Here is a 13,239-nt window from a genome sequence, read left to right as displayed (position 1 = left end):
GCGGGAACCGAGGGCGTTTGCATTCAGATTTTTTCGTCTTCTCGCCGGAAGGCACCCTGCACGATGCGGTCGATGACCATGGCGCAGAACAGGATGGCAAAGCCGCCCAGCAGGCCCGGCCCCTTGGCCGCGTATTGCAGCGCTTCAAGGATTTCCTTGCCCAGGCCCCCGCCACCGATCAGTGAGATGATCACCACCATCGACAGGCACATCAGGATGGTCTGGTTTACCCCGGTCATGATCGAGGGCAAGGCCAGCGGAATCTCCACATCCTTCAGCAATTGCCATTTCGAGGCACCAAAGGCGACCGCAGCCTCTTTGATGCTGTCAGGCACCCCGCGCATCCCCAGCGCCGTCAGGCGGATCACGGGGGGCATGCCAAAGATGATCGTGGCCAGAATACCCGGCGGGTTGCCGGTGCCAAAGAAGGCGATGATCGGGATCAGGTAGACGAAAGCGGGCAGTGTCTGCATCAAGTCCAGCACCGGTTCCGCCGCACGGTAGGCGCGCTGAGATTTACCGAACCAGATGCCCAGCGGAATGCCGAAGACCACACACAGGATCACTGCCGCACCCACCAGCGCAACCGTCTCCATCGCCACGTCCCAGTATCCCAGCAGCGCTATATAGGCCAAGGACGCCGCCGTGAAGATTGCGACCCGAGGGCCAGCGGCCCGCCATGCGGTGACGCAGATGACCAGCATGACCACCGGCCAGGGCGACCCGATCAGGGCAATGGTCAGAGCATCCAGAACGGATCGGACACCCGCCACGATCCCGTCAAAGACATCGCCCCCGGCGGCGGCGGCGGCATCAATCTGCGCCTCCATCCAACTGGCAAGCGCTGAGAACAGCGTCCCACCATCCTCGCCCAAAAAGACAGCCGAGACCTCTTGTTCCGGGAAGGCGTCCAGCAAGGGCAGCGATGCGTTCACGGTGAACTTGTAGACGATCAGAGGCCCGATGGCAGCGATCAGGATCGCGCCCATCACGATATTCCGCGTGGACCGCCCGCTTTCCGTCTTGTCTGGATTGATCCGCCAGTTCGAATACTGTTTCTCGTACACGCGGTCGGCGTAGAAGCCCTGAACCACCTTGAAAATCAACAGCATCAACAAACCGGTGATCAGGATACCCGTCGCCTCGGACTGTGCCGCCAGCGCGCGTTCCAGGCTCGTGTCCGCCGCTTTCTGGATATTCTCGGCCAGTTTGGTGAAGCGGTCGATATCAGCCTGCTCGGTCGCCTCGGCAGCCCGACCCAGCAACTCGTCCGCGCGTTCCTGCTGACGCGCCGCCCGGTCGGCAAATTCCGCACCCGGATTGCCCCAGGCTCCGCGCCCGATCTGGACCCAGGCGATGATCTCGAGGATCAGGAAGGTCCAGAACATGCCCCAAATGGCGCGCGACGCCGACCAGAACGGCCCCAGCACGGCGGCCCACAAGTTGAACGTGTTCGGGATCGCACTGGTCGCGTCGTGGATCTTGTGAAACGCGTTGACGTAATAGTCGCCGTTTGGCCCAGCGAATTCGTGGATCGAGCGATCCAGAGTCTCGCGGTCGACTTCGATATCCGAGGCGGCGGTGACCTTCATTTCCATGGCTGCATCAGTCATTTTTGCCCCCCTGAATTCCGCGCAGCAATCGTGGCTTGGTAACGACACCCACATCCGAGCCAGCATCGGTGATGACCACCGGCATATCCGTATTCACGGCCAGATCGATCAGCTGATCCAAATCGGCCCCTTCATCCGCTCGCGGCGCGCCATCCAGCGGACCGGAATAGCTGGCGACCGGCTCCATGATCGAATGCGCCTTGACCAGTTTCAGTTTCGAGATGCCCTGCACGAACTCGCGCACATAGTCGTCTGTCGGGTTCATCACGATATCTTCGGGCGTGCCGATCTGAACGATCACGCCATCCTTCATGATGGCGATCCGGTGGCCGATGCGAATGGCCTCATCCAGATCATGGGTGATGAACAGGGTCGTTTTCTTCAACTGCGCCACAAGCGCCTTGAACTGATCCTGCAATTGCAGGCGGATCAGCGGGTCCAGCGCCGAGAACGGTTCGTCCATCAACAAAATCTCAGGGTCCGAAGCCAGTGCCCGCGCAATCCCCACGCGTTGCTGCATCCCGCCTGACAGCTCTTTGGGCAGGCGGTCTTCATAACCGGTCAGGTCCACAAGGCCCAGCGCGTGGTCTGACACCGCCCAGCGTTTGGACTTCGACACTTTGCGAATTTCCAGCGGATAGGCCACATTATCGCGGACAGAGCGATGCGGCATCAGCGCCATATGCTGAAACACCATTCCGATCTGTTGCGCGCGAATGCGGCGCAGTTCTGTTTCGGAAATGGCTGATACATCCTTGCCCAGTATCTCGATCTTGCCCGCCGTGGGTTCGATCAGGCGGTTCACGTGCCGGACCAGAGTGGATTTACCCGATCCCGACAGCCCCATGATGCAGAAAATCTCGCCGCGCGAGACTTCGAAACTGGCGTCCTGCACGCCGACCACACAGCCAAAACGCTCAAGTACCTGTGCTTTGGTCAGACCCTCTTTCAGGACGGCTTCCATGGCTTCGGGCGCGCGGTTGCCGAAGATTTTCCAGACATGTTCAAGTTTAACGACAGATTCGTCCATTTGCCCCCCATAAGGCGCGGTTTCGCCAGGCAGATAGGAAAAGGGCCGTCGCGATCTGTCGCAACGGCCCGGGTTTCATCGGCTTAGTTGGTCAGCCAGCCAATCACCGTGTCTTCGTTGTCGGCCACCCATTGCTGAGCGAAATCCGATGCTTCAATATTATCCACGGCCAGCGCCTTGCCCATCGCGCTCAGGTCGTCGCCCTGCATCTGATAGTTGCGGAACAATGCGGCCACTTCGGGATAGGCCTCTTCCAGTTCTTTCGCATAGTGCAGGTGCAAGGTCGCACCGTTCCAGGCTGTTGATGCTTCGGACTTGGCCAGCCAGTCCGGATCATCGGTCGGCTGGACAATCGTCCAGGTCGCCGGATCATGGGCGGGTTCTTCCAGCACAGTCAGGTCCTGCGTCACGAAGATGTAGTGCGGGCTATAGCAGAATCCGATCCACGGATCGCCTGCCTTGGTCGCGTTGGCCAGATTGGCGTAGGCGATGGTCTCTTCGTATTCGGTCAGGTCGAAGATCTGATCATAACCATATGATTTCGCGCGTATCTTCTCGACCACGGTCGAGGCCCATCCGGGCGCGCCGATCCATACCTCAGGCGTGCCGTTACCGTCTGTGTCGAAAATGGCCATCTTGTCCGGATCGCTCAGGTCATCAATCGATGTGATGCCGTGCTGTTCCGCGATGTAGGTCGGGATACACATGCCCTGTTCGGCCTGAACCGGGTTTTCGTTCATCACGACGGTGCCGTTATCCTTGACATAGGTGTCATGCAGGTTCTGCTGGTTCGGCATCCACACTTCGGGGTGGACATGCATTGAACCGCTGTCCATCGCCTCGAACACGATGGGGTTGGTGCCGTTTTGCAGTTCGACATCCAGGCCCAGATTCTCTTCGATGACAACCTCAAGGATATGCGCCGTTGCGTTGACCGAGGCCCAGTTTGGTACGCCAATCACGATGTCGGCCGCAAAAGCCGGCAGGGCGACGACTGAAGAAGCACCACCCAGTAGCAACGATAGTTTTTTCATAAGATCTCTCCATGTTGAACTTTATGGGGCACGGTGTTTCAGCAGGTCCTACCCACCCGCGCCTGTTCTTTTTTGACAACACGTGTGTTTGCAGCTTGTTAGCCTGCACCCATTGGCGATACACGTGTTGGAAAAGTGAAACATGCGAATGTATTGCGCATCAAGCGCGACACAGCAGAAACGAAGTTTGTTCGAAATTACGAAAACCAATATTCGAGATTTTCGGAATCACTTGCCGAATTGCGTAAGTCTTCGGCGAAAACCTCAGGGCAAAGGCAACGCTTTCCACAATTTCTGCTGGTAAAGCGCAACGCGCCATGCACGCAAGGCACAGCTTACATCATGCACTTGTCTGATTGCGGCGCGACCTGATCAGCAGCAATCGCATTTGCACGTCGCGACGTAGCTGTCGCAATGGTTCGGCAATACGGCGACCGCAACCAGAACCGGGCGCGAAATGCAGCCATCGGCGCTGACGCGGGCATAGGCGACCTCGCACCTGTCCACGTCCACAAGGCGTTGATTATTGTCATCCTTGCGGGCCTTGGCGGCTGTACTTGCCGTGCCTGCCGTGCTTGCGGGATCGTCTTTGTGGAAAACCGAACAATCGATATTTACGACAAGTTGAACCACCTTTTCCTCGCAAGGACCAAGCGTGAACTTTGTGTCAGACAGGGCCGCCGCCCAACCGAGATCGCGCCCGCTGGCGGTTGAAAAGCTGCTCAGCGAAACGGTGACGTCACGGGTGCGGCGCGAGTCATTTGAGAAGGTCAGCGAGATAACGCGTCGTTCAGAACAGCGCGCTTCAATCAGCACATCGCCATCGCAGATACAGCAGTCGCAGCAACTGTCATGCCCGCAAGGCTCACAATCGCAGCCACAATCGTCGTAACAGGACCGCCGCGCATCCGGGACACCGTACAGGCTTTGGGTGTAGGCTTGGATCTGCGTATACCCTTCGCGCAGGTTACAGAGATAGTCGTCGACCGTCATCATCCGCATGCCTTGCGTCCGGTAGCAGTAGCCGTAAAACACCTCGGGGTTTCTGCCCTTCCCGCTGCTGCGCCGTGTCATGGTTCTTTGCATTTTCTTGCCTCCTCATCACGGACAGAGCGTTCAAACCGCCAGAATGTGCACTGTCACTGTTTCAGACAAAATCCGGATGGCCGCGTTGGCCTCGACCCCCTTGGGGATCGTGCCCGGTATCGTGAATTCCCACATTTGCGAGACCGTCTGCCCCGCAGCCACCGTTACCGGATCGTTCTTGACCTTGAGTGGTGTGAAGCTTTCCAACTCGGCATCATAGCTCAGCGACATGGCCTTCATGACGTCGTCCAGAGTCCGATCCGTATCGCGCAGTTTCTTCAGGGTCTCGCGCTGCGCCCGGCAATGCAACAGGTCCAGATCCAGTTGCACGGCCCCAATGGCGGGAACATCGACCGGCACATTGCCGTGGTTTCGGAACGCCATCAGTTTCTTGACCTTGGTTCCGGCGGCGCCGACTAGAAACACCTCATCCGGGTTGACCTCGAAATCCACTACCTCGGTCACGATAACCTCGGCCGGGTGGTCGGTGCCATCAACGGGCAGCGTCATCGCATAGATACCCGGCGGGGTCGTCGGGCTGAGCGATACTGTAACCGGCACGGACTTGCTGGCCCCGGCCCGCAGTTTCACACGCGGCAGGTCCACGGATAGTGTGGGTTTCGCTGCCGCAGCCCGCGACCCCCGGCCCGATGTGGGTTTGACCTCTGTCAGTTTCAAATCACGCAGGGCTTTGCGTTCCGCACTTGCGTTGCCCAGGTTCAAGGTGCCGTGCACCGCGCCGGGTGCGCCCACCAGAACAAGTGGCTCAAGAAGTGTGACATCCGGCGTCTTGGTCTTTGCAGCCCTGGCCATATCGCACCCCTATTTGATGTGAATTTTGACGCCGCCCGAGGATGGGCTGGGCTTGGCCGTTTTCGACCCACCGGACGGGGCCGAGCTTTGCGCAGGCAATTGGACCGAGGGGCGGAAGGGCAATTCTTCGTAGACCTGCTTGCTTTCGCCGCTATAGGTTACGCCGTAATATTCGACGCCCATATAAGTCACGCCGATATGGTGGTGATAGGGCTGGCGGATGATACCGGTCGGAAGCTTGCCGTAATTGACGGTCGTGCACAGATCCAGCGCCACAGGTTTCAGATCAATCGACAGCGGCTTGATCTCAAGCGTCAGGTCGGTGGTGTTTTCGCTGACGATGGGTTCCGAGATTTTCAGGTCCTGAACGCTCTCGGTCTTGATCGGATCGCCGCCTTCCAGCTTGGTCTCGGTCTTGATCGGTGTTTGACCCCCGTTCAGCGTGACACCGATATCGTCGAGGCCGTTGATGGTGACATCGGCATCTGTGTCCGAGTCGATTGTGATGGGTCCGTTATTGACGTTTACGGTGCTGCGGCCACCGCCACCTTTGCCTCCGCCCCCTGGCATAGTCACCTCCAAATCCATTCCGGTGCTCGCCGCACCTGAGTAAGCGCTTGGCACGAAAACTGTGCAAAAAGTACCGCCAAGGTAGCATATTTTGGCCTCTGTTTCACGGGTGAAACTGTGGTCCGGCGGCTTGGACGGCGTCAAACCCCTGAATTCGTGGTATGATAGGCGCTGACCAAAACGACGTCTGCGCGACGCGAACGAGGGTATCACCAAAGGTGACAGACGCTGTGAGTGTAGAAATCGCATTGACTCCGCAGAACCCTACCCATGCCGGGCTGTCGGGTCGGCTGGTCTGTTTTCCGCATGCAGGCGGCGCGGCAGAGCGCTTTCACGACTGGATGAGCGGATTTGCGCCGGTTCTGGATGTCAGGGCCGTCACCCTGCCCGGACGCGGACGGCTTTTGGACCAACCGCCGATGGATCACTGGCCGGATATGATCGAGTCGGTTCTGGCCGGTATTCAGCCACTGACAGATCGACCCTTTGCCGTTTTCGGTCACAGTTTCGGGGCCTTGCTGGCCTATGAAATCACCCGCGCGCTTGATCATCAGGGCAAGCCGCCCGACTTGCTGGTCGTCGCCGGGTCTGCACCGCAGATGACCCGGCGTGATCGCGCAATATCCGGGCTGCCAAGGTCGAGGTTTCTGTCCGAGATTGAGGCCATCAACGGCACGCCGCCCGATGTTCTGTCCAACGCAGACTTGATGGATCGGTTTCTGCCTGCCTTGCGCTCAGATTTTGCCCTGCTCGAAACCTATGACGCGGACCGCGCCAGCAAGCACCCCCCATTAAGCTGCCCAATCCTTGCGGTCGGCTCGGACAATGACCCGCAGGTTCCGTTCCACAGCATTCTCGGCTGGCGGCACCGCACGCGCAGCCGTTTTGAATGCCGCCTGTTTGCAGGCGATCACTTCTTTCCCTTTTCCAACCTGGATTTCGCCGACACACTTTTCGACTACGTTGATGATGCCCTGAATGAACACTCAAAGGACCTCCATCGCGCCGGATGAGGCGTCGATTGCCATTATCGGCATGCAGGGGCGCTTTCCCGGCGCGGCCAGTGTGGATGAGTTGTGGCAGAACTTGCTGGCGGGGCGCGAGGCCGTCACGACGCTGAGCCCCGAACAAATGGAAGGCGCGCAGGTCCCGAAAGAGCTGTACGAGTTGCCGAACTACGTCAACAAAGCCACCCTGCTGAATGACGTGGATAAGTTCGACGCCGAGTTCTTCGGCTTCAGCCCGCGTGATGCGGAACTGACCGACCCGCAGCACCGCCTGTTTCTGGAATGCGCCTGGCACGCGCTTGAGGATGCGGGCTATGTGCCCGACCGCTACAAGGGAGACATAGGTGTCTTTGGCGGCTGTGAGTTGTCGGGCTACCTGTACCTGATCAACCGCAATCTTGACCGTCTGGGCTTTCTGGACGGCATGCAGTTGATGATCACCAACGACAAGGACTACATGGCCACACAGGTGGCCTATAAGCTGAACCTGACCGGGCCTGCGATCACGGTTCAGACGTCCTGTTCCACATCCCTTGTTGCGACCTGTCTGGCCTGTCAGAACCTGCTGGAAGAAAGCTGCGACATTGCGCTGGCCGGGGGCGTTACGGTCAAGGTCCCGCAGCGGCGCGGCTACCTGTTTGCCGCCGGGGGTATTCTGTCGCCGGACGGCCAGTGCCGCCCTTTCGATGCGGCTGCGCAAGGGACAATAGTGGGCAGCGGCGTGGGTCTTGTGGTGCTCAAACGGCTCGACAATGCCCTTCGCGACGGTGATCGCATACGCGCCGTGATCCGGGGGTTTGGGCATAACAACGACGGATCGAACAAGGTCAGCTATGCTGCGCCCAGCGCCGAAGGTCAGGCCCGTGCGATTGAAACCGCGTTTCAGATGGCGGGCATCCCGCCCCGCTCGGTCGGCTATATCGAGGCGCACGGAACCGCGACCATGCTCGGCGACCCTATCGAGGTCGCGGCCCTGTCGCGCGTGTTCCGCAAATCGACCGAGGACAAGCAGTTCTGCGCGATCGGATCGGTCAAAGCCAATGTCGGCCATCTAAGCTGCGCTGCCGGGGTAACCGGGCTGATCAAGGCCGCTTTGGTGGCCGAGACCGGCACGATCCCCCCCAACCCCCATTTCAACATCCCTGCCCCGGGCATCGATTTTCCGACCAGCCCGTTCTACGTCAACCGCGACGCGACCAAGGTGGCGGCAAGCGACGGTCCGCGCCGGGCCGGTGTCAGTTCGTTTGGGGTTGGCGGAACCAACGCGCATATCCTGCTCGAGGAGCCTCCGAAACAGGCCCCATCCGGGCCGGGGCGCCCGCAGCAATTGATCGTCATGTCCGCACGCAACAAAGCCGCGCTGGATCGGTTGGCGCTGTCACATGCACGCCGCATCATGAGCGCCGCGCCCTCGGACCTGGCGGATATTGCCTACACAACCCAAACAAGCCGCGCGCGGTTTGCCCTTCGGCGCTATGTGCGCGTTGATGCCAAAAACCCTGCGGGCAGCGCTTTGGCCCTGTTGGCGAATAACAGCGACAAGGTCCGCACGATTGAATCCAGCGGCGAGGATCGCCCTGTCGTTTTCATGTTCTCGGGCCAAGGCGCGCAATACCCTGACATGGGCAAGGGCCTCTATCGGTCGGAAGCGGTGTTTCGCAAAGCCTTCGACCGTTGTTGCCGCGCCTTTCGGGACAGCAGCGGTCTGGACCTGAAGCCCATCGTTTTCGCCAAAAAAGCGGACCGTGAACGCGCGGCTGAGCAATTGAAGCAGACGCAATTCACGCAGCCTGCGCTGTTTGCCGTAGAATATGCGCTGGCGCAGCTTTGGATGTCGTGGGGCGTTCGACCGCGCGCGATGATCGGGCACAGCATCGGCGAATATGTTGCGGCAACATTGGCCGGGGTAATGACATTAAAGGACGCGGCAAAACTGGTGGCCCGACGTGGAGCTCTGATGGCGTCATGCAAGCCCGGCTCGATGCTGGCAGTTCCGAAAGAGGAAGCCTATCTGCGCCCGTTGCTTCCCGACGACATCGCGGTTGCCGCTGTGAACGCTCCCGGAATGACCGTTGTGGCCGGACCGAGCCCGGCAATCAAGCGACTGGCGAAGCGGCTTGAGAACCAGAAGATCAAAGCCACTATTCTGCGAACCTCACACGCGTTCCATTCAGCGATGATGGACCCGATTCTGGACGACTTCATCGACGCATTTCGGGGCATTCGCCTGCGTGCGCCTCAGATCGACATTTATTCGAACCTCACCGGCACCGTCCTGACCAAAACCGCCGCAACCGACCCGGCCTACTGGGCCATGCACCTGCGCAGCGCGGTGCGGTTTGCTGACTGCGTCAAAGCCGGGCTGGACCTGCCCGATGCCATTTTCCTTGAGGTCGGCCCCGGCCGATCCCTGACCAACCTCGCCGGGCTGCAACTGAGCGGGACCGGCTCGGTTGCCCTGCCCTCGATGAACAGCAAATCCGGTCCGCAGTTCGAGGCTGACATGGCCACCGACACGCTCGGGCAGCTTTGGGCGCATGGGGCTGAAATCGACTGGCATCGCTATTATGCGGACGAGGCGCGATGCAAAGTACCCGTTCCGATGTATCCGTTCGAACGGGACAGCTATTGGGTCGGCGGTGCGGAAGATCCCAGCGTGGACGCGGCGGCAACGCGCAAGGCGATGGTCGATTGGGGGTATGTGCCCCAGTGGATGGACGCTCCGATCACGGACACCGAAGCTTTGCCCGATGATGCGCGTGTCCTGATCTTCAGCGACAAGGGTCAAGCAGCCAGAGTTTTGCAAAAAACGTTACGATCCAAGGGGGTCGACGCTACCATTGTCACCGCATCTTTGCGGTTCATGCACCGCAAGGACAGGGCGTTCTCGGTTGATCCGAGCAATCCAACACACTTCACCCGGCTTGCAAGCGAACTGCGGGACAACGACAAGCCGATCACACATATCGTTTACCTCTGGCCTCTCGCGCTATTGGACGCCTCGGCCAATGTCATGGCGATGCAGAGCGCGGCTCTGGCCATCGCCAAAGCCAACGGACTGGCCAAGGTTCGGATGATCTCGGTCACAGCGCAGGCGCAGCCTGCCCGAGCGGACAAGACGACGGGGGTCGAGACCTCGGCAACACTCGCATTGGCGAAGGTGCTGGGACAGGAGGTCCCCTCGCTGCGCGTTACCTCGGTCGACATTGCGGAAAACGACCGGAGCAAACCTGCCGCAGATCGCCTCGCAGGCTGGCTTTTGAACGAATTGCAAGCGCCAGAGTTCGCCCCTTCGGTTGCCTATATCGACGGAAAACGGTGCCGCCTCAGCTATCAGGCGCAGCAGTTGGAACCCGTCGAAGCGTCACCGCTGTTCAAACGCAAAGGTGTCTATGTCATCACCGGCGGCTTGGGCAATATCGGGCTGGCAATGGCCGAGATGCTGGCCGAACGCTACAAGGCCAAGTTGGTCCTTTTGTCCCGTTCCGGCGGACCTGCGGAATCCGAATGGGAGGCGCTAGCCAACGGCCCCAACGAGTTCGACAAAACCGCGATGCTGGCGCGCAGGCTGCTGGACTTGTCGCGCAAAACCGAAGTTATGGTTTTGAAAGCAGATGTGTCGGACGAAAAGACGATGCGCAGCGCCTTGTCCGAAGCCGCCCGAAAGCTTGGCCCTATCAATGGCGTCTTCCACATGGCCGGAAATGTTGGCAGCGGGTTTGGCAAACTCAGCGATCTGACAGCAGACGATCTGCACAGCCAGACTGACCCAAAGATCGGCGGGGCCCGCGCAGTTGCAAAGGTTTTGCAAGATCACAGCCCGGATTTCGTCATGCTGGGCTCGTCCCTGTCCGCTGTTCTTGGCGGATTGAACCTTGGATATTACGCCGTCGCGAACCAGATGCTGGACGCGTTCGCCGCCTCGCGCCCCTCCGATACCCGCTGGATTTCGGTCAACTGGGATCAATGGGCCTTTGCCGATCAGACGCATGGAGAGGACGCGATCTCGCCCGCAGATGGGGTCGAGGCGCTGCACCGTTTGTCTGCATTGAATACCAATCAGATTGTGATCTCAGCCACCCCACTGCAGGCACGTCTGGCGGAATGGGTCGAGTTCACGGCCACGCCCAAAGCCACCGAAACCACTGCCACAGGTCATAGCCGCCCCAACCTCAGCAACCCGTTCGAAGCACCAAAAACGGATATGGAGACCATCCTTGCCGGCATTTGGGAAGATCTGCTGGGTCTCAGCCCCGTCGGCATCCATGACAAGTTTTTTGAGTTGGGCGGGCATTCGCTGCTGGCCATCGAAATGACCATGCGGATCGAGGAGCGCTTTGGCTTTAACCCCGAGGTCGGCCAGATCTTTGATACGCCCACAATCGCGGGTCTGGCCCCGATCATCGAAGCGAATATCGGCAAGACCACTGACAAACCAATCCAGCCGGACATTGCAGCCCCACAGCCCGAGCCTGATCTGGACCTGGAAGGGACCAAGAAAAGCTTTCAGGACATGTATGACGGCGTGACCAACCAGCTTGATAGCTCGGCCTTCGGGGCTTTTGCGCATTTCCTGAACTACGGCTATGCGCCCAACGGTGCGCCCGAGGCGTCGGATGTCCGGCTCAGCGACACTATGATGAACCGAAACTCGGTCAAACTTGCGTTGGAGGTGATTGGAGCGCACCCAATTGACGGCACATCCGTTCTGGATGTGGGATGCGGTCGCGGCGGTACCGCGCGGACTTTGGTGGAGTTCTTTGAGCCCGCCTCTGTCACCGGGCTGGATTTATCCGGGGCCGCCATCGCGTTTTGCCGGAAAACGCATACCGATCCCCGCCTGACCTTTGTGCAAGGCGACGCCGAGAACCTGCCTTTCGAGGATGGCCAATTCGACGCGATTACAAATATCGAAAGCTCACACACCTATCCGGCGATCCAGAAATTCTATGCCTCGGTCCTGCGCGTCCTGAAACCCGGAGGCGCGTTTCTTTACACTGATCTGCTGCCCGTCGGGAAACTGAACCAATGTCTTGAACGTCTGAAAGACCTTGGCTTTGACATCGAAGATGAACGCGACATCACGCCGAATGTTCTGCTGTCCTGCGATGAGATTGCCGCGTCGCGTCTTGGTGCCTTCGGCGGCGATCAGGAGATGAGCAACTTCCTCGCCGCGCCCGGATCGGCGGTTTACGAGTCGATGAAATCCGGGGAATGGAGCTATCGCATCTGGCGGCTCAGGAAGCCCTCTAACTGACGTCGATTTCCATGGAAATCAACTGATTGCGCGCCTGTCCTAACCCTACGATGACCAACGCTGTAGAGTAGCTATGCCCTGCGCGGTACAGTTCGGCGTCGACGGGAACCATGACCTTGACCAGTTGCTTTTGACCCGGTGCCAGATTGATCAGATCGGGGATCACGTCGATCATCGCGCCTTCAACTGCAACGCCGTCCTCGTCCAGAACCGGGGTGGTCGAAATCCGGGGGCTGACACTTGTCGCGGTGCTGTTCTCCACCTCGAAACTGGCCGACAGGGTGCTGCCAGCCGCGCCGCTCAATGAGATCGTGGCCGTCTGGGGTTGCGCGGGCTGCTCGGCAGCAAGCCCGTTTCTTCCCCGATTGTTCAGAAACTGGAACAGTTCGTCCGTATAACGCTTGGACAGGACCTGAGCCGAGGCCGCATAACGGATGGCAAGCTGCAACCCCTCTTGCGCAATCTCGGCCCCGCGCGTTTCGGTGAATTCCTTGTAGAGATCGGCCATGTCAGGGTCATAGCCCTGTTCCGACAATCGCTGATATTGCGTACCTGCGTCGGTGTATTGCTGCGTGAAGGCGGTATAGATCGATTGAAGCTGGCGATAGCTTTCCTCCATCGCTGCCTGCAATTCCGCCTGTTTGCCCAATCCGTGATGCGTGGGCGGTTCAGCGGCATGCGCAACCTCGACCTCCGGCTTAACCTCAACCGGTTCCGGCTTGGGTTTGGGCTTGGGCGCCGTTTGCTTTGCTTTGGGACGCGGGCGTTTTGCGGGTTGCTTGCCGGTTGCTTTAGCCATCTCAGCCCTCTGTCTGCTGCACTCGCCAAT

Annotated in this window: 10 protein-coding genes; 3 read left to right on the top strand and 7 right to left on the bottom strand. The window is 59.4% G+C overall.

Going from position 1 to position 13,239, the window contains the following annotated elements:
• Positions 1-23: 23 nt before the first annotated feature.
• The 3 genes from ACR0C9_RS03485 to ACR0C9_RS03475 all read right to left on the bottom strand — a co-directional run bounded on the left by ACR0C9_RS03485 (position 24) and on the right by ACR0C9_RS03475 (position 3,677).
• Positions 24-1,613: an ABC transporter permease subunit gene (locus ACR0C9_RS03485; protein WP_170451663.1), complete on the bottom strand. Its 1,590-nt coding sequence runs from the start codon at positions 1,611-1,613 to the stop codon at positions 24-26.
• Positions 1,606-2,643 (bottom strand): glycine betaine/L-proline ABC transporter ATP-binding protein, encoded by a 1,038-nt coding sequence (locus tag ACR0C9_RS03480; RefSeq protein ID WP_170451665.1) that lies wholly within the window; start codon positions 2,641-2,643, stop codon positions 1,606-1,608. The genes ACR0C9_RS03485 and ACR0C9_RS03480 overlap by 8 nt, the downstream gene beginning before the upstream one ends.
• Before the next feature lie 83 nt (positions 2,644-2,726).
• The gene (locus ACR0C9_RS03475) at positions 2,727-3,677 is read right to left on the bottom strand and encodes an ABC transporter substrate-binding protein (protein WP_480780391.1); all 951 of its coding nucleotides are present in this window, start codon (positions 3,675-3,677) and stop codon (positions 2,727-2,729) included.
• Between the two features lie 135 nt (positions 3,678-3,812).
• Between ACR0C9_RS03475 and ACR0C9_RS03470 the strand changes: the two genes are divergently transcribed.
• Positions 3,813-4,049: a hypothetical protein gene (locus ACR0C9_RS03470; protein WP_480780390.1), complete on the top strand. Its 237-nt coding sequence runs from the start codon at positions 3,813-3,815 to the stop codon at positions 4,047-4,049.
• On the opposite strand, the gene ACR0C9_RS03465 is transcribed toward ACR0C9_RS03470, so the two are convergent.
• From ACR0C9_RS03465 to ACR0C9_RS03455, 3 genes are read right to left on the bottom strand one after another with little or no spacing between them, the layout of a single operon-like run.
• Positions 4,050-4,763 carry a hypothetical protein gene (locus ACR0C9_RS03465; protein ID WP_480780389.1) on the bottom strand — a complete coding sequence of 238 codons (714 nt, stop codon included), beginning with the start codon at positions 4,761-4,763 and terminating at the stop codon, positions 4,050-4,052. It abuts the gene before it with no gap.
• 30 nt (positions 4,764-4,793) lie between these two features.
• On the bottom strand, positions 4,794-5,576 hold the full coding sequence (locus ACR0C9_RS03460) for a hypothetical protein (RefSeq protein ID WP_170517631.1): 783 nt from the start codon (positions 5,574-5,576) through the stop codon (positions 4,794-4,796).
• 9 nt (positions 5,577-5,585) lie between these two features.
• Entirely contained in the window at positions 5,586-6,146 is a 561-nt protein-coding gene (locus ACR0C9_RS03455; protein WP_170451674.1) for a hypothetical protein, read from the bottom strand.
• Between the two features lie 230 nt (positions 6,147-6,376).
• Here ACR0C9_RS03455 and ACR0C9_RS03450 point away from each other — a divergent pair, with 230 nt between their 5' ends.
• Together ACR0C9_RS03450 and ACR0C9_RS03445 are read left to right on the top strand one after the other, a co-directional pair.
• Entirely contained in the window at positions 6,377-7,159 is a 783-nt protein-coding gene (locus ACR0C9_RS03450) for a thioesterase II family protein (protein WP_480780388.1), read from the top strand.
• On the top strand, positions 7,125-12,410 hold the full coding sequence (locus ACR0C9_RS03445) for a beta-ketoacyl synthase N-terminal-like domain-containing protein (RefSeq protein ID WP_480780387.1): 5,286 nt from the start codon (positions 7,125-7,127) through the stop codon (positions 12,408-12,410). Before ACR0C9_RS03450 ends, ACR0C9_RS03445 begins: the two co-directional genes overlap by 35 nt.
• On the opposite strand, the gene ACR0C9_RS03440 is transcribed toward ACR0C9_RS03445, so the two are convergent.
• Positions 12,403-13,209 carry a hypothetical protein gene (locus ACR0C9_RS03440; protein ID WP_170621547.1) on the bottom strand — a complete coding sequence of 269 codons (807 nt, stop codon included), beginning with the start codon at positions 13,207-13,209 and terminating at the stop codon, positions 12,403-12,405. The genes ACR0C9_RS03445 and ACR0C9_RS03440 overlap by 8 nt on opposite strands.
• Positions 13,210-13,239 lie beyond the last annotated feature (30 nt).

The organism is Ruegeria sp. C12 (genome assembly GCF_056537745.1).
Note: the sequence above shows the minus strand (reverse complement) of the source record. Positions and strands in the feature narration are given on the sequence as shown.